The 13,890-nt window shown below is 64.1% G+C and carries 18 protein-coding genes; 7 read left to right on the top strand and 11 right to left on the bottom strand.

All coding sequences use genetic code 11. The annotated features are described in order from the left end of the window. Nucleotides 1–135 precede the first annotated feature (135 nt). Nucleotides 136–1,893, top strand: coding sequence for a sensor histidine kinase (locus tag CUJ90_RS11545; RefSeq protein ID WP_114162755.1), 1,758 nt, complete (start codon nt 136–138; stop codon nt 1,891–1,893). On the opposite strand, the gene CUJ90_RS11540 is transcribed toward CUJ90_RS11545, so the two are convergent. Together CUJ90_RS11540 and CUJ90_RS11535 are read right to left on the bottom strand one after the other, a co-directional pair. Next, nucleotides 1,894–2,220, bottom strand: coding sequence for a hypothetical protein (locus CUJ90_RS11540; protein WP_114162754.1), 327 nt, complete (start codon nt 2,218–2,220; stop codon nt 1,894–1,896). It abuts the gene before it with no gap. A gap of 201 nt (nt 2,221–2,421) precedes the next feature. Then, the gene (locus CUJ90_RS11535) at nt 2,422–3,003 is read right to left on the bottom strand and encodes a DJ-1/PfpI family protein (protein ID WP_083083984.1); all 582 of its coding nucleotides are present in this window, start codon (nt 3,001–3,003) and stop codon (nt 2,422–2,424) included. A gap of 263 nt (nt 3,004–3,266) precedes the next feature. On the opposite strand from CUJ90_RS11535, the gene CUJ90_RS11530 reads away from it, so the two are divergent. The 4 genes from CUJ90_RS11530 to CUJ90_RS11515 all read left to right on the top strand — a co-directional run bounded on the left by CUJ90_RS11530 (nt 3,267) and on the right by CUJ90_RS11515 (nt 7,870). Continuing rightward, nucleotides 3,267–3,743: a BCAL1086 family glycoprotein gene (locus tag CUJ90_RS11530; RefSeq protein ID WP_073430108.1), complete on the top strand. Its 477-nt coding sequence runs from the start codon at nt 3,267–3,269 to the stop codon at nt 3,741–3,743. Between the two features lie 94 nt (nt 3,744–3,837). After that, a complete protein-coding gene (locus CUJ90_RS11525; protein WP_114162753.1) occupies nt 3,838–4,293 on the top strand; it encodes an Rrf2 family transcriptional regulator in 456 nt (151 codons plus the stop codon). A 140-nt stretch (nt 4,294–4,433) separates the two neighbouring features. Then, entirely contained in the window at nt 4,434–5,081 is a 648-nt protein-coding gene (locus tag CUJ90_RS11520) for an NAD(P)-dependent oxidoreductase (RefSeq protein ID WP_114162752.1), read from the top strand. A gap of 170 nt (nt 5,082–5,251) precedes the next feature. Then, on the top strand, nt 5,252–7,870 hold the full coding sequence (locus CUJ90_RS11515; RefSeq protein ID WP_114162751.1) for a mechanosensitive ion channel family protein: 2,619 nt from the start codon (nt 5,252–5,254) through the stop codon (nt 7,868–7,870). 51 nt (nt 7,871–7,921) lie between these two features. On the opposite strand, the gene CUJ90_RS11510 is transcribed toward CUJ90_RS11515, so the two are convergent. Next, a complete protein-coding gene (locus CUJ90_RS11510) occupies nt 7,922–8,602 on the bottom strand; it encodes a cysteine dioxygenase family protein (RefSeq protein WP_114163531.1) in 681 nt (226 codons plus the stop codon). A gap of 137 nt (nt 8,603–8,739) precedes the next feature. On the opposite strand from CUJ90_RS11510, the gene CUJ90_RS11505 reads away from it, so the two are divergent. Together CUJ90_RS11505 and CUJ90_RS11500 are read left to right on the top strand one after the other, a co-directional pair. Then, the gene (locus tag CUJ90_RS11505; protein WP_083083980.1) at nt 8,740–9,207 is read left to right on the top strand and encodes an Lrp/AsnC family transcriptional regulator; all 468 of its coding nucleotides are present in this window, start codon (nt 8,740–8,742) and stop codon (nt 9,205–9,207) included. Nucleotides 9,208–9,371: 164 nt separating this feature from the next. Continuing rightward, nucleotides 9,372–10,466: a site-specific integrase gene (locus tag CUJ90_RS11500; RefSeq protein ID WP_083083979.1), complete on the top strand. Its 1,095-nt coding sequence runs from the start codon at nt 9,372–9,374 to the stop codon at nt 10,464–10,466. Here CUJ90_RS11500 and CUJ90_RS11495 read toward each other — a convergent pair. Genes CUJ90_RS11495 through CUJ90_RS11460 form a run of 8 tightly spaced genes read right to left on the bottom strand, consistent with a single transcriptional unit; the run spans nt 10,445 to nt 13,818 of the window. Next, nucleotides 10,445–10,711 carry a pyocin activator PrtN family protein gene (locus CUJ90_RS11495; protein WP_073430028.1) on the bottom strand — a complete coding sequence of 89 codons (267 nt, stop codon included), beginning with the start codon at nt 10,709–10,711 and terminating at the stop codon, nt 10,445–10,447. The two genes, CUJ90_RS11500 and CUJ90_RS11495, sit on opposite strands and share 22 nt — an antisense overlap. 26 nt (nt 10,712–10,737) lie before the next feature. After that, complete coding sequence (locus CUJ90_RS11490; protein WP_083083978.1) at nt 10,738–11,190, bottom strand: hypothetical protein; 453 nt, start codon at nt 11,188–11,190, stop codon at nt 10,738–10,740. After that, a complete protein-coding gene (locus CUJ90_RS11485) occupies nt 11,187–12,470 on the bottom strand; it encodes a ParB/RepB/Spo0J family partition protein (protein ID WP_083083977.1) in 1,284 nt (427 codons plus the stop codon). Before CUJ90_RS11485 ends, CUJ90_RS11490 begins: the two co-directional genes overlap by 4 nt. After that, nucleotides 12,463–12,777, bottom strand: coding sequence for a hypothetical protein (locus tag CUJ90_RS11480; RefSeq protein ID WP_083083976.1), 315 nt, complete (start codon nt 12,775–12,777; stop codon nt 12,463–12,465). The genes CUJ90_RS11485 and CUJ90_RS11480 overlap by 8 nt, the downstream gene beginning before the upstream one ends. Beyond that, a complete protein-coding gene (locus CUJ90_RS11475) occupies nt 12,767–13,012 on the bottom strand; it encodes a hypothetical protein (RefSeq protein ID WP_083083975.1) in 246 nt (81 codons plus the stop codon). The genes CUJ90_RS11480 and CUJ90_RS11475 overlap by 11 nt, the downstream gene beginning before the upstream one ends. Continuing rightward, entirely contained in the window at nt 13,009–13,353 is a 345-nt protein-coding gene (locus tag CUJ90_RS11470) for a beta-hexosaminidase (protein WP_227470770.1), read from the bottom strand. The genes CUJ90_RS11475 and CUJ90_RS11470 overlap by 4 nt, the downstream gene beginning before the upstream one ends. 18 nt (nt 13,354–13,371) lie before the next feature. After that, nucleotides 13,372–13,575: a hypothetical protein gene (locus tag CUJ90_RS11465; RefSeq protein ID WP_083083973.1), complete on the bottom strand. Its 204-nt coding sequence runs from the start codon at nt 13,573–13,575 to the stop codon at nt 13,372–13,374. A 9-nt stretch (nt 13,576–13,584) separates the two neighbouring features. Continuing rightward, nucleotides 13,585–13,818 (bottom strand): hypothetical protein, encoded by a 234-nt coding sequence (locus tag CUJ90_RS11460; protein ID WP_083083972.1) that lies wholly within the window; start codon nt 13,816–13,818, stop codon nt 13,585–13,587. Nucleotides 13,819–13,890: the final 72 nt, after the last annotated feature.

Raw genomic sequence — 13,890 nt, 5'->3', positions numbered from 1 at the left:
ACGCATGTGCGCGCAGGTTGCCATGGCCGATTGCGCCCAATAAATGGCGCGCCCCTTTATTTTCCGCTGGAAACGTCGACATAATGTGCGCTCCCCGCGCATGATCTGCCGGCCCCCGACTTCCGATGCGCACGCATGAGACTCACCACCAAAGGCCTGCTGCTGATCGCGATTCCGGCGCTTTTCGAACTGGCGCTGCTGTCCGGACTGGTCAAGGCGCAATCCGATTCGGCGCAAGCGGAGCGCTGGGCTCTCCATAGCCAGGAAGTGCTGCGGCAGACCACCGCGATTCTCGAGCCGGTGCTCGGCGAATCGGTCGCGCTGCGCGGCGCGGTGCTGGAAAACGACAGCCGTTTCGCCACGCCGCTCGCACTGTGGATGGACGTCGACCGCCGCATCGACCAGCTTGCCGAACTGGTCGCGGACAACCCCCGGCAAGTCGCGCGCGTGGTTCAGTTGCGTCAATCGGTGCAAGCCTATCGCCAGTGGTCCGACCGCATGCAGGACATGCTGCATTCGCGGCGGCGACCCGACGTGCTGGAGCGCTTTCGCGACCTCGCTCAATCCGATGTGCTCGATCGCTTCCGTCAGCAGGTGGTGGCATTCCAGAGCGAGGAACGGCGTCTCGACATGCAGCGCCTGAACGCCGCCGATGCCGCGCGCGAACGGCAGCAGATGCTCGTGGGCGCCGCCGTGTTCGGCTCGCTGCTGTTCGTCGCGCTGGCCGTCTGGTTGTTCACGCGCGGCGTGCGCGGCCGGCTCGCCGTGCTGTCCGACAACGCCGGGCGCCTCGCGGGCAACGAGCCGCTGGCGCCGATCGCAGCAGGCGGCGATGAAATCGCCCGGCTCGACCTGACCTTGCATGAAACCAGCCGGCGCCTGCTCGAGGCGGAGCGCATCCAGGCGCGTTTCCACGCCGACCTCGCGCGCCGCGCCGCCGAACTGGCGCGCATCAACGAGAGCCTGCGGCAGCAGACCCAGGAGAACGAGATGTTCATTTACAGCGTGTCGCACGATCTGCGTGCGCCGCTCGTGAATCTGCAGGGCTTTTCGAAGGAATTGATCCGCGCGTGCGACGAACTGCGCGTCGCGGTGCGCGAGTCGTCGCTTGGCGCTGGGACGCGCGAGCGCATCGAACGGGTGGTCGACGAGGACATCGGCGAGGCGTTGCATTATCTGCAAACGGCCGTGCTGCGGGCATCGCATATCATCGACGCGCTGTTGCGGCTGTCGCGTGTCGGCCGCGTCGAATACCGTCAGCAGAAGGTCGAGGTGCGCGATATCGTGCGGCGCGTGATCGATGCGATGCAAGGCTCGATCCGGGCGCGCGGCGCGCAGATCAGCGTCGACGAGTTGCCGGCGGTGTGGGGCGACGCCACCGCGCTCGAGCAGGTATTCGCGAATCTGATCGGCAACGCGGTCAATTATCTGGATCCCGCCCGCGAGGGCAGGATCGAAATCGGGACCACGCCGCCGCCGCTCGGCGTGCATTCGCTGCGGATCTTTTACGTGCGGGATAACGGGCTAGGGATTCCGGTGGTCGCATTGCCCCGGCTATTCAATGCGTTTCAGCGGCTGCACGGCAATGTGGTGGCGGGCGAGGGCATCGGCCTCGCGCTCGTGCGGCGCGTGGTGGAGCGGCACGGCGGGCGTGTCTGGGTGGAGTCGAAAGAGGGGGAGGGCACGACGTTCTATGTGTCGCTACCCGAAGCCCGGGCGCGCAATGCGCAGGCGGTTGCCGATCCGCGGGTTCCGCTGGAGGCGGGCGGCGTTGATGCGATGCGTGACGTGCGCGAGGCGCGCATGGGCTCGGATGAGCGTGACAGCCAAGGTTCGGGTGGCGGCGCGGCGCTGAATGCCCCCAATGCCGAACCCGGCGTCGGTGTCCGGTGATCAGCAGGCGTTAAAGAGCCGCCGCGGTTTGAGCAGCTTGCTGCCGCGAATCAACCAGTAGCAGGCGCAGACGATCAGGATCGTGACGCCGGTCAATGCCTCGAGCGGCGCGGGATGCAAGCCGAGCACGCCGTCCAGCGCGAACAGGCCACGTGCGGCGAGCAGCAGCGCCGCCCACAGCGAGCATGCGGCTAGCACCAGCATGCGCGCGCCGGCCAGACGCCGCGCGCGGTTTTCACGCGACCAGTTGGCGGGCGTGCGCCCGCAGAAAAAAGCGATCGCCATCAACGTGACGACGAGCACGACGATCCAGTCAGTCAGTTCCATCGAAAGGCACTCCAAAGTCAACCGTTGACTATAGAAAGCCGTTTCGCTGCGAACTATCGGATTACTCTCAAAATGTGCGCGGTTTAGGTCAATGCGCGAGGCCATGAGGGCATGGCGCTCGCCTTGACCCGGAGTCGGATCATGGCCGGATCAAAGCCGGATGGTGGCATCCGGCTCGATCGGACCTCGACTGGACTTCGATCAGAGTTCGATCCGGGTGCCGAGCAGCACGAGGAACTGGCGCAGCCACTCGGGATGCGCGGGCCATGCGGGCGCGGTGACGAAGTTGGCGTCGGTGATCGCGGCGTCCACCGGAATGTCGGCATAGTCGCCGCCCGCCAGTTTCACTTCGGGCGCGCACGCCGGGTAGGCGGAAATGCGTTTGCCGCGAATCACGTCGGCGGCGGCCAGCAGTTGCGCGGCATGGCAGATCGCGGCGATCGGTTTGCCCGCTTCGGCGAACTGCCGCACGACTTCGATTACCTTGGGATCGAGCCGCAGATATTCCGGCGCCCGGCCGCCCGCGATTGCCAGCGCGTCGTACTGGCGGGGATCGGCATCGTCGAAGGTCGCGTTGAGCGTGAACTGATGACCAGGCTTCTCCGTATAAGTCTGGTCGCCCTCGAAATCATGGATCGCCGTCTTGATCCGGTCGCCCGCCTTCTTGTTCGGGCAGACCGCGTCGACCACGTGGCCGACTGCCTGCAGTGCCTGGAACGGCACCATCGTTTCATAATCCTCGGCGAAGTCGCCGGTCAGGAACAGAATCTTCTTTGCTGCCATCGTATGCCTCCAGTTGATCAACGGAACACACCAAGCGCTCGTCACGCTCATCCAAGCGAAGCCAGTCTACCCCAACGCGTTTGACAGAACCGCGACGCCGCACGCAATGAACGGGTTCGAATGGCGCGGAATGCCAGCAGATGCGCCCGCGTTCGCAGCGCGATCCGGACGATCGGCCGATGCTGGGCGAAAGCGCCACGCGACGGCGTATCATTGGCGCGTTTTCGCATGCGGAAGCCGCTTGGCGCGGCTCACACTCAAACATGATTTCATCCATCCGTTCGCCTTTGTTGCACCGTGTCGTTCTGGTTCTCGCCGTGTTCGGCGGCCTCACGGCCTGCCAGAAAAACGATGCGTCCGCCGGGCAGGTCGCCGGCAAGCTCAACGACGCCGCGCAAGCGGCCGGTCAAAAGCTCGATCAGGCGGCTAGCTACATCGGCCAGCAGGTCGACGCGACCAAATCCGCCGCGCAGCAGAATCTCGATTCGGCCTCCGCGCCGTCGGTCACTATCGACCCCAAGGCGCTTGCTTCGGGCGCGCAGGCCAATCTGCAAGGCGCCGCGAGCGCGGCCAATGCACAACTCGGCAAGGCCGCCGCGCTGACCGGGCAGAGCCTGGAGACCGCGGGCCGCAAGTTGCAGCAGTGGTCCGCGCAGAGCACCGCTTCATCGACGAACGCTGCGGCGTCTTCGTCCGCAGCGGGCGATTCCGGCGACGCGCAAAAGCAGATGGACAAGTGACCGTCCGTTCGACCCCCGGCGCGCGCGAACGTTTGACGGCCCGGTCAAATGTAATTAATATGGTTACATATTGTGGTCGCCGGGCAGGGGTGTTGTGAATACGAGTAGCCGGTTCGCATTTGCGGTGCACGTGCTTGCGCTGCTGTCGTTGCAGCAGGGCGTGCCGCTTTCGTCGGAGATGATTGCGGGCAGCGTGAACACCAATCCCGCACTGATCCGGCGTTTGCTGGGCATGCTGGCGGAGGCGGGCCTCACCACCTCGCAGCTTGGCGCGGGCGGCGGCGCGCTGCTCGCCCGGGCGCCCGGGAATATCAGCCTGCTCGAGATATACCGTGCGGTGGAAGATCCACATTTATTCGGGCTGCATCGGGAAGAGCCGAATCCCGCGTGCATGGTCGGCCGTAATATTCAAGGCGTGCTGAGCGGCATCATCGACGAAGCGCAGCAGGCCATGGAAGCATCGCTCGGCGCCCGCACGCTAGCCGATGCCACGGCGGATGTCGTGCGCGCGGAGCGGGTCAGGGAGCGCAAGCGGCGTTCGCATCGATAAGGCGTGAGCAAGCAGTCCGGGAATGCGCGTGTTTGTCAGTCAGCGCGCGCGCCTGATAATCAAGGGGTACCCACCCCTCTTTTTTCCGTCTTATATGTAATCAATATAGTTACATATAAGCTAATCAAAGGAGCATCGAAATGAGCAAACAGTTGAAGATCGCGTTGTTTGGCGCCACCGGCACGATCGGTTCGCGGATCGCCGCGGAAGCGGCCCGTCGCGGGCACGAGGTGACGGCGCTGGCGCGCAACCCGGCGCGGGTGCCGGCCGACGTGGCGAACCTGAAGGCGGCGCAAGCCGATCTGCTCGACGCCGCGAGCGTCGGCGCAGCGGTGCGCGGGCACGACGTCGTCGCCAGCGCCTACGCGCCGCCGCAAGGTGACGAGGCGGCGCTCGCCACGGCGACTCGCGCGCTGGTCGAAGGCGTGCGCGCGGCGGGCGTGAAGCGCCTCGTGGTGGTGGGCGGCGCGGGTTCGCTCGAAGTCGCGCCGGGCAAGCAACTGGTGGATACCGAGGGTTTCCCTGACGCTTACAAGCCGGTCGCGCTCGCGCACCGCGACGCATTTGACTACTACCGTGGCGTCGCCGATCTCGACTGGACTTTCTTTGCGCCGGCCGCGCTGATCGCACCGGGCGAGCGCACCGGCCAATTCCGCACCGGCACGGGCGCGCTGCTGGCCGACGCCGAAGGCAATAGCCGCATTTCCGCGGAAGACTACGCAATCGCCTTCGTCGACGAACTGGAGCAGGGCCGCTTCGTGCGTCAGATCGCGACAGTCGCCTATTGAGCCTGAATGGCGCGGCCTGGCCTGGCAGGCAGGCGCCCGCGGCGCGGTGGGTAGGGCGATCCCCACACCCGCTGCCGAGCGCAAGCGCCCTAACATTCCGTTACGCATGTTCGGTCGCGCCCGATAAAAGTGCGGCTACACTGGCGTCTCCCGTTTTTTCACGGATCGCCATGCAGTCACGCTCTTCGCGGCGTGAGTCCGAGGCTGCGCCGTTCAACGGCGGGCAACCGGCGACTCGCGCCACCTTTCATCTTCCTTCTCCTCATGCCGGGGGCGACGTCCACCCCACCTCGCCCACGCGCGTCGCGGCGTGGCTCGGCGCATGGGTGGCCGGGGTATTCCTCGCGCTGATCCTCTACGCCGGCTGCACGCCCGCCAACGCCGAGGCCGCCGGCAGCAGCACGCCGGTTATCCCGGCCTTGCAGAGCCTGATCAACAGCGCCACGGCGACGCCCGCGTCCGCCGCTTCGGGCGCATCCGCGGCGCAGGCGGCGTCCGCGCCGTCGCCCGCGAGCCAGGCGGAACTGGCGCGCTCGCTCGACAGCGTGATCGCCACGCTCGACAACGACCGGCAGCGCACCGCGCTCGTCGCCCAGCTCAAGAAGCTACGCGACGTCTCGCAGAACGTCGGTCCACCGGTGCCGGCGCAGACGCAGGCCAGTGCCGGCCTCCTCGGCGCGATCGCGTCGGGCATCGCGTCGTTCGAATCCGACATGCATCAGGGCCGCACGCCGGTGCGCTATTGGGGCGGTCGCCTCAACGCGGCCGGCAACGAACTCTTCACGATCATCTCGGGCCAGGGGCGCGAGAGCTTCGGCCGCGTGCTGTTTTCGATGATCGCGATGCTCGCCGGCTGGGGCGCGTGCGCCGGCGCGCTGATCTATGGACAACACCGGCTGTACCGGCGCTTCGGCATCGTCATGGGGCTGAATCCGAATCCCACCACGCGCGAGCTGCTGATCTTCGCGCTGCGCCGCGTCGGACCGTGGATCATCGCGTTTGTCGCGGCGCTGCTGTTCGTGCGCGCGATGCCCGATGCGCTCGGACGAACGCTCGGCATGGTGGTCGCCTACGCGATCGTGGCGGGGGCGGTGTTCTCCGCGATCTGTTTGATCATGTTTTCGCTGTTCGGCTCGGGGCATCGGCGCATCGCGGTGCGTCTTCTGATCGATCATGCGCGGCGTGCGCTGTTCGTGATCGGCATATGCGGCGCGCTCGGCGATGCGGCCGTCAATTACGACGTCGCGCATCAACTCGGAACGAATCTCGCGGCGCTGATCTCGACCGCGGCCAACATGACGGCCGCCGTGCTCACCGGCTACTTCGCGCTCGCGTTTCGCCGGCCGGTCGCGCATCTGATTCGCAATCGGCCTTACGAGCAGCGCAACGATCACAAGGCGGCGACCGACGCCTTCGAGGTCCTCGCCGCGCTGTGGCACGTGCCCGTGCTGGTGCTCGCCACCGCCTCGGTGATAGCCACGCTCGGCGGCTCGGGCACCAGCGAGAACGTGCTGCAGATTTCGGTGGTGACGGCGTTGCTGCTGGTGCTGGCGTTCTTCCTGTCGGCCATCGTGCTGCGCATGACGCGTCCGCGCAGCGCGCGCGCCCGCCGCCGCTCGCCGTATCTGACGCGCCTGCTGCGCTTTTGCGGCACGCTGCTCACGCTCTTCATCTGGCTGTTTTTCTTCGAACTGGCGGCGCGTTTGTGGGGCGTGTCGCTCGCGGCCGTGGTCGAGGAGAACGTTGCGGCGCGCGGTATCGCGCATGCGGTGACGGCGATCATCGCGACCGTGTTCATTGCGTGGCTGCTCTGGATCCTGGTCGACACGGCGATCACCGAGGCGCTCAATCCGGGCGGTCCGCGCAACAAGTCGCGCGCGCCGAGCATGCGCGCGCGCACGATGCTGCCGCTCGTGCGCAATGTGCTGCTCGTCTCGATCATGACCATCGCCGGGATCGTGACCGCGGCGAACCTCGGCATCAACGTGACGCCGCTGCTGGCGGGCGCCGGCGTGATCGGCCTCGCGATCGGTTTCGGCGCGCAGTCGCTCGTGACCGACCTCATCACGGGCCTGTTCATCATCATCGAGGACACGATCTCCGTGGGCGACTGGATCGACGTGGACGGCGGCCACGCGGGCACCGTCGAGCACCTGTCGATCCGCACCGTGCGCCTGCGCGACGGCCAGGGCGCGATTCACGCGATTCCGTTCTCGCAGATCAAGATCGTCAAGAACCTGTCGCGCGATTTTGCTTACGCAGTGTTCGAAGTGCGGGTGTCGTTCTCCGCGGACGTCGATCAGATCACGCAGCTGATCCGCGAAGTCGGCGCCGACCTGATGGCGGACTTCCGTTACCGGCGCGAGATGCTCGGGCCGATCGAGGTGTGGGGGCTGGACCGTTTCGATCCGAACTGGATGGTCGTAAAAGGGCAGATCAAGACCCGGCCGCTGCAGCAATGGAGCGTGGCGCGCGCGTTCAATCTGCGCCTCAAGCGCAAGATGGACGAAGCCGGGATTGAGATTCCGCTGCCGCAGATGCGCTTGTTCACGTCGTCGAAGGATAGCGAAGGTCAGCCTTTCGGGGACGACGCGTTGCCTGAGTCCGGTGCGCACGGCCATGCCCATGCGCAGGTTCAAACGGCGTCGTCGGTGCGGGCCGCGCATGCGGCGGTCGCGGTGGCGCGCGACGTGTCGCACGAACCGCGTCCGGCGCCGCCGCCAACCGGACAGACCGCGCCGATTCCGCCGCAGATTCCCACTGCGGGAGAAGCGGGCGGCAAGAGTTGATTGCGCTCGTGGTGCGCCGCAGCCTGCGCGGCGCACGCAAGGCGTGAGTTTTCAAACGCGCGCCGGCGCCTCGGTCACGCGCACGATGTCGTTGACATGCGTGGCGATTCGCGCGCCCGCCACGCCGTAGACATGCAATGAGACGGCGGGCGCAAGAGTGCCATTGCCCAGCCGATGAATGGCGCCGCGTCCGCCGCGTGCGAACGACACCGCGCCGCGATTGCGCGCTTGCGTCCGCGCGGCGCTCGCGCATTGCCGCGCGCTATTCCATTCGAAGATCGTTTCGTTCAAGCTGCCATCGAGCACAGCGTAGCCGCACCACGTGTGATGCGCGTGCACGGGGCTCGCCTGTTGCGGCAGCCACACGAGCGCGGCAATCGCATAGCGGCCATGTGGATCGGCGGCGAGCAGATGACGACGGTAATTCTCCGCCGCGCCTTCGCGTTGTGCCGGCGTCAGCAAGTCGGGGGTGGCCGCGGCTTCAGCGAGGGCGACACGCATACCGCGCGCGAACAACGCCGAATCCGACGGCTCGGGACATGTCGAACAGGCTTCGAAGATCGCGTCGAGCGCGTCGCATAACTGTTTGAGAGGCGCGCTGCCGTGGTCGTGCAACGGCGCGGCGGCTCGAATTCGGGCTTGAACGTCCGAGGCGGTTCGGGCCGCTTCAGCCGGTTGCCCGCCGTGGGCCTGGAAACGATCGCGGGGCGTCGAAGAAAGGTTTTGGCTCATGATCGTTGCGCGGCTGCGCTGCCGCTTGTCGGTTATTTCGAATAGCGACATTTATACCGATTTCCCCGGAGAAAGAGTTTCCATATAATTCCCCTCGAAGTCTTAAAAGTAGAATAATTTCCTACAGAGGCATCAGAATGGGAATGGACATCATCGATCGGAAGCTGCTCGAACTGCTGCAGCAAGACGCAACCATGCCGATCGCCGAGTTGGCGCAGCGGGTGAATCTGTCGCAAACGCCTTGCTGGAAACGGCTGCAGCGTCTGAAAGAGGCGGGCGTGATTCGCGCGCAGGTGGCGCTTTGCGATGCCCGCAAGCTGGGCGTGGGCACGACCGTATTCGTCGCGGTGCGCACCAACCAGCATACCGAGGCGTGGGCGCAGAGCTTCACGCGTGCGGTTCAGGATATTCCGGAGGTAGTGGAGGTGTACCGGATGAGCGGCGAAACCGATTACCTGCTGCGCGTGGTGGTGTCCGACATCGACGACTACGATCGCGTCTACAAGCTTCTCATCGCCGCCGTGCCGCTGTACGACGTGAGCTCCAGTTTTGCGATGGAACAGATCAAGTATTCGACGGCGCTGCCGGTGCGCTTCTCCCTGTAACCCTTGGTAGACGGCGATATCCTTTACTGGCGTGGCATTGACGCCGATCGATGCACCTCTTGTTTGCTCGGGTGGTCTCTCGTTTCCTCTTGTTTTTGCGGTGCCAAGGCTCCAAAATGGGTGCCATTTTCGCGTGGCACCACACTACAGGCAAGTGAGCAGAGATGGGCACAATTACACCAAGAGAGAACAAGGACGGTAGCACCTCGTATAAGGCACAAGTCCGCGTGCGTAAGGCCGGCAAGGTCCTGCATCAGGAAACCAAGACGTTTGAACGTCGGCAGGCGGCGCAGATCTGGATTAAGCAGCGCGAGGCCGCGCTATCGCACGCCGACGGTTTGAAGGCCGCGCTGCAGGAGAACCCACCAGTCAAGGAAATGATCAAGCGATACATCGCGGAACTGGGCAAGCCGTTAGACCGTACGAAGAGAATGATCCTGAACCAGATCTCCGGCTCAACCTTGGGCGAGGTGAAGGCGGCGCAGCTCGAAAGCGCGGACATCGTTGCCTACATGCGAACGGTTGAGGTCGCGCCATCGACGCGTGGCCACTATCTCGCGCACCTGTCCAGCGTGATCACCTTGGCCCGGCCGGCCTGGGGTTATCCGGTCGATGCCTCGGTGGTCGCGGACGCGCGCGTCGCGCTGACGAGAATGGGGCTTGTTGGCCGATCAAAGCATCGTGAACGTCGCCCAACGCTAGATGAGATGGATCGCATAATGGCCGAGTTCGGTAAGGTGCGGGACGGAACGCCCGACAGTATTCCGATGCAGGTGCTGGCAGCCTTCACGATTTTTTCGCTGCGAAGAATCAGTGAAATCTGCCGGCTTCGTTGGGACGACCTCGATGAGGACGGATGTCGCGTTATGGTCCGCGACCTGAAACACCCAAACACAAAAGTGGGAAACGACACCTGGGTGGATCTGACGCCAGAAGCATTGCGGATCGTCAAGGCGCAGCCGCGAGTGGACGATCGTATCTTTCCGTACCGCGCTCTTACGGCGAGCACCGCATTCACGAACGCAGTGCAGCTATTGGAGATTGACGACCTGCATCTGAACGATCTACGGCACGAGGGCGCGAGCAGGTTGTCGGAAATGGGATGGACGATCCAGCGGGTGGCCGCAGTCAGTGGCCACCGCAGCTGGAATACGTTGAAGCGTTACACGCACGTGCGCAAGGTGGGCGACAAGTACGAAAACTGGAAGTGGCTGGATGTGATTGCGCCCTCGCAGGATTACGCGATGCCGGCGAGCTGATCGCATTCCTTCTTTGCTGCTGCGCGGCGCTCGTCGATGTAGTTGGCTAGGTCCTGCACGTATACGCCCTTTGCGCTTTTTTGCGATGATTCGATCCGAACGAGAGGTAGCTTGATTTCTCCGTAAGTGATCTTTCGAAGCAGCTTGTCCACTTCAAGGTGCGGGAAGTACGAGCGGCAGACTTCATCAATCGGAATGACCGCACGTGCGCCGAACTGCGCCATCAAAAGAAAAACAGTATTCATTTGACACACTCTATGTCGGGTCGTTACTACGACATCGGATTGATCGCTCGGTCGAGCTGCATCAACCCTGTTTCGATGGATAGACGCGCTTGTTCCGCCCACGTGCGTGCCTCTTGCGCAGCTTTATGCCGGCTATAGCTGCCGACCTCGTCGCGCATGAGGTCGAGCAGTTCGATATCCGCGCCAAGTGCGACGACCTCGACCAGCTTGCGGATCTCGAGGCGCAGGGCTTCGATTCGCGCGATCGTTGCGAGTCGGGTAACCGACTCGCTTTCCTTCTTCTGGATAGCTTTTCGCCGCGCGAGCGGCGCTTCGTTCGTCTGGATCGCTTTTGCGGGCGCCAGCCCGCTGCTGTTGACGTCGTCGTTCGATGCGTGCGCCGGGACGGCGCCAGCGAAGGAAAGCCGTGGGCGTTTGTCCGCCGCACCCCGCTTACGCGGCAGCGGACGTGGGGTAGAAGTGGCCGGGAGAACCATCATTTAGCGGACTCCTTTGCTATTTCTTCGGTCCAGTCCGGGTCGGGCATCGTCCAGAGCTTGTCCAGCCATTTGCGCACTGTCGCAAGCTCCTTTGCACCCTTAACATTCGGTCGCTCAAGCAGGGCCGTGAATTCACTCACGGCTGCCCGTATGGCTTGGCCGCGCGTCGGAAACGTCGCGTCGAAGTGGCGAATCGAGGGCAGTCCAGTTTTCGCGCAATGGCCGATTTGCGCGCTGATCGAATAGATCCAGACGCCAACGTCGGGCTGTGCAAGGTGAATTTGCGCGGGGTGAGTGCCATAACGTCCGGTGATCGGAGCCCGGATATTCTCGCAGTCTGCAAAGGCACCGTGCTCATTCGGAACATGGATGGGATGCACGGTCTGCCCGGTCGGCACGGCATCGAGCAAGTCCGCATGCGGAGTAAGAGCGGTATGCACGGCTGCGATCGTGCCGGGCGAGAGCTTGCCGAACACAGGGTCGTGCAGAACCGACTGCAGCGCCTGCAAAAGTTGCTTTGCATGCGCCTCGGTGACCTTGTGGGCCGTGGGTTTCGCGAGCGCCTTCTTGGTGACCTTCGCTTTCCCGCCTGCCTTAGCCTGCGCTGCGGCGCTTTGGAGCCGCTCAAGGGCTTTCTCGCCGCCGTGCGCCCGGATTTCTTCAATCGCCAGTGTCGACGAAACGACCTTGTTGCGGACGAGCTCCTGCAGGGTCAGTGGTGCGTTCGCAAGCAGCAGGACATCACGGATGGTCTGGTCGGTGACGTTCAGTCGCTTGCAGATCGCGGCGTTCGATTCGCCGAATTCCTGCAGTTCCACGACTTTTTCCGCAAGCTGCAGCGGCGTCAGCTTCTCGCCGTCGTTGTTCGTGATGCCGGCGTAAATCAGGTTGACGCGATTCACCGACTTCGCTTCATCGATTACGACCGGCAGCCGGTCGATCTCCTTGTCCTTCGCGAACCCGCCTTCCTTGATGGCGAGCAGGGCAGCGTGATAGCGGTGCTGGCCTTCATACACGAAGATCCGGTCCTGACCGTCGACCTTGCGCACGAAACACCCGAGCGGTTTCTTCCGGTCGTATCCATTCGCCTTCATCAGTTCCGCGAGGTGCCGCACGCGGTCCTGATCCAGCGGGCGAACGTTGTCGCGCGGATCGTAGTGAATCTGGTCGGGCGGGACAGTCCAGAGATCCGACGATCCACCGCCAGCGGCCTTGACCGCGGCCTTTGTGTTGCCGGTGACAATCGGTTCGGCTTCCAGTAACGAGCGCGCGTTAGCCATTGTTGACCTCCCGCCTCGGCGGGATACCGCCGACGTCGGCAAAGGTCGCGTCCGGTGCGTAGTGAAACAGCGTGCCGTCGAACGGAGCGATCGCAATGCCTGCGAGCCAGTACACGAGGCGTTCGTCCGACCGCCGGATTGCCTGCCGCACGACTGTGGCGCACACCAGCAGGTGCAACTCCAGGCGGAGCGCCTGCCGGTCGGCGTGCGGCAACGCCGCTTCAATGTCGTCGATCGTGAGCGGGTCACGCTGGCCGGCGAAAAACGCGATCAGCGCCTTGCAGATCGGGGAGAGATTATTTGACATAGTGTCTCCGGATTCGCGCGTAGCGATAGCTGCGCAGGAATGGTCGCGCGAAGCAGAGCGCGCAGAACGCGGCGATGGCGACGATGATGAGCTTGCCGGCGGATACGCCGGCGAGGAGCCAGAGGATGGAATCGATCAGGCCGAACACTGCGCCGACTGCGCGTTGCTGCGCGGAGCCGGTCAGGAGCCAGACGGCGATACATGTCGTGGTGGCGACGAGCAGACCAAAGATCATGCCGCCTCCTTCACGCGCATCGGCCGCGCCTGCCAGCCTTTCCTGGCCGACTTTTTCGCCTTTGCAAGCGCACGCGCGGTTTCCGTTCGCGCGTTTGCGGCGGCCCGGATAGCACCCTCGCAGTCGGCCACACTTGGATAGGAGATCTGCGTACGGACGACGTCGCGGCCGTCCATGATCATGTAAAGGGTGTGAACGCTATCTGCTATGGGCTTTCGCGCGACGACATATTTTCCGACGAGGATGGGCGTCGTTGGACGCGGAGCCATAGGGTCGTATTTGACGATGGTTCGAAGGCCGATCGTATCTCTACGTCCGGTGTCGATCTGCGATGTTGACATCGGTCTGTACATTTGGCGTTAGTCCGAATCGCCGGAGGCAAGACGTTTGCCGTCTGGCGTGGGTTGGTCAGCGTGGCGCTGTTTTTTCCGCAACTCGGCGCAATTCCTGAGACACAGGCGCAAGGCGGGATTCTTGAGGGCATTGATGGCCGGACCGGCGACGCGGCGGAGTCGAAACTCGCGGGCGATGTCGACGTCGGTGACGGAAATTCGCTCGGCCATCGCAGCGGCTTACGCAGTCGCCTTTGCGGGGACGGTGGCCGGGGGCGCGTCGGCGGGCGCGGGCTGGAACAGCGCAATGCCTACGGCAATCGCCGCTGCGATGAAGATCGCCCGCCAGATCCTGGACCTCTCAAAGTCACTTTGGCGCACTACGGTGTAGCCGTCCGCGGGCTCGGTCGGCAAACCCTGTTCGCGTCGAAGCCACGACTGGCGGGCTTCTCCGTTCATTTCGATGCTTTTCATTCAGATCTCCGGTTAGACGCGAAAGCGCGTCACGGAGGAATGTAGTCTTTTATGGCTTATCTAGTCAAGCCA

Source organism: Paraburkholderia terricola, from assembly GCF_003330825.1.
In the GTDB taxonomy this organism is placed as follows: domain Bacteria; phylum Pseudomonadota; class Gammaproteobacteria; order Burkholderiales; family Burkholderiaceae; genus Paraburkholderia; species Paraburkholderia terricola.
The sequence above is the reverse complement of the archived record's forward strand: the minus strand, read 5'-3'. Positions and strand labels throughout refer to the sequence as shown.

Coding starts and splice junctions, on each gene's coding strand:
- CUJ90_RS11545 (WP_114162755.1), top strand. CDS start 136: ATGAGACTCACCACCAAAGGCCTGCTGCTGATCGCGATTCCGGCGCTT.
- CUJ90_RS11540 (WP_114162754.1), bottom strand. CDS start 2,220: ATGGAACTGACTGACTGGATCGTCGTGCTCGTCGTCACGTTGATGGCG.
- CUJ90_RS11535 (WP_083083984.1), bottom strand. CDS start 3,003: ATGGCAGCAAAGAAGATTCTGTTCCTGACCGGCGACTTCGCCGAGGAT.
- CUJ90_RS11530 (WP_073430108.1), top strand. CDS start 3,267: ATGATTTCATCCATCCGTTCGCCTTTGTTGCACCGTGTCGTTCTGGTT.
- CUJ90_RS11520 (WP_114162752.1), top strand. CDS start 4,434: ATGAGCAAACAGTTGAAGATCGCGTTGTTTGGCGCCACCGGCACGATC.
- CUJ90_RS11515 (WP_114162751.1), top strand. CDS start 5,252: ATGCAGTCACGCTCTTCGCGGCGTGAGTCCGAGGCTGCGCCGTTCAAC.
- CUJ90_RS11510 (WP_114163531.1), bottom strand. CDS start 8,602: ATGAGCCAAAACCTTTCTTCGACGCCCCGCGATCGTTTCCAGGCCCAC.
- CUJ90_RS11505 (WP_083083980.1), top strand. CDS start 8,740: ATGGGAATGGACATCATCGATCGGAAGCTGCTCGAACTGCTGCAGCAA.
- CUJ90_RS11500 (WP_083083979.1), top strand. CDS start 9,372: ATGGGCACAATTACACCAAGAGAGAACAAGGACGGTAGCACCTCGTAT.
- CUJ90_RS11495 (WP_073430028.1), bottom strand. CDS start 10,711: ATGAATACTGTTTTTCTTTTGATGGCGCAGTTCGGCGCACGTGCGGTC.
- CUJ90_RS11490 (WP_083083978.1), bottom strand. CDS start 11,190: ATGATGGTTCTCCCGGCCACTTCTACCCCACGTCCGCTGCCGCGTAAG.
- CUJ90_RS11485 (WP_083083977.1), bottom strand. CDS start 12,470: ATGGCTAACGCGCGCTCGTTACTGGAAGCCGAACCGATTGTCACCGGC.
- CUJ90_RS11480 (WP_083083976.1), bottom strand. CDS start 12,777: ATGTCAAATAATCTCTCCCCGATCTGCAAGGCGCTGATCGCGTTTTTC.
- CUJ90_RS11475 (WP_083083975.1), bottom strand. CDS start 13,012: ATGATCTTTGGTCTGCTCGTCGCCACCACGACATGTATCGCCGTCTGG.
- CUJ90_RS11470 (WP_227470770.1), bottom strand. CDS start 13,353: ATGTCAACATCGCAGATCGACACCGGACGTAGAGATACGATCGGCCTT.
- CUJ90_RS11465 (WP_083083973.1), bottom strand. CDS start 13,575: ATGGCCGAGCGAATTTCCGTCACCGACGTCGACATCGCCCGCGAGTTT.
- CUJ90_RS11460 (WP_083083972.1), bottom strand. CDS start 13,818: ATGAAAAGCATCGAAATGAACGGAGAAGCCCGCCAGTCGTGGCTTCGA.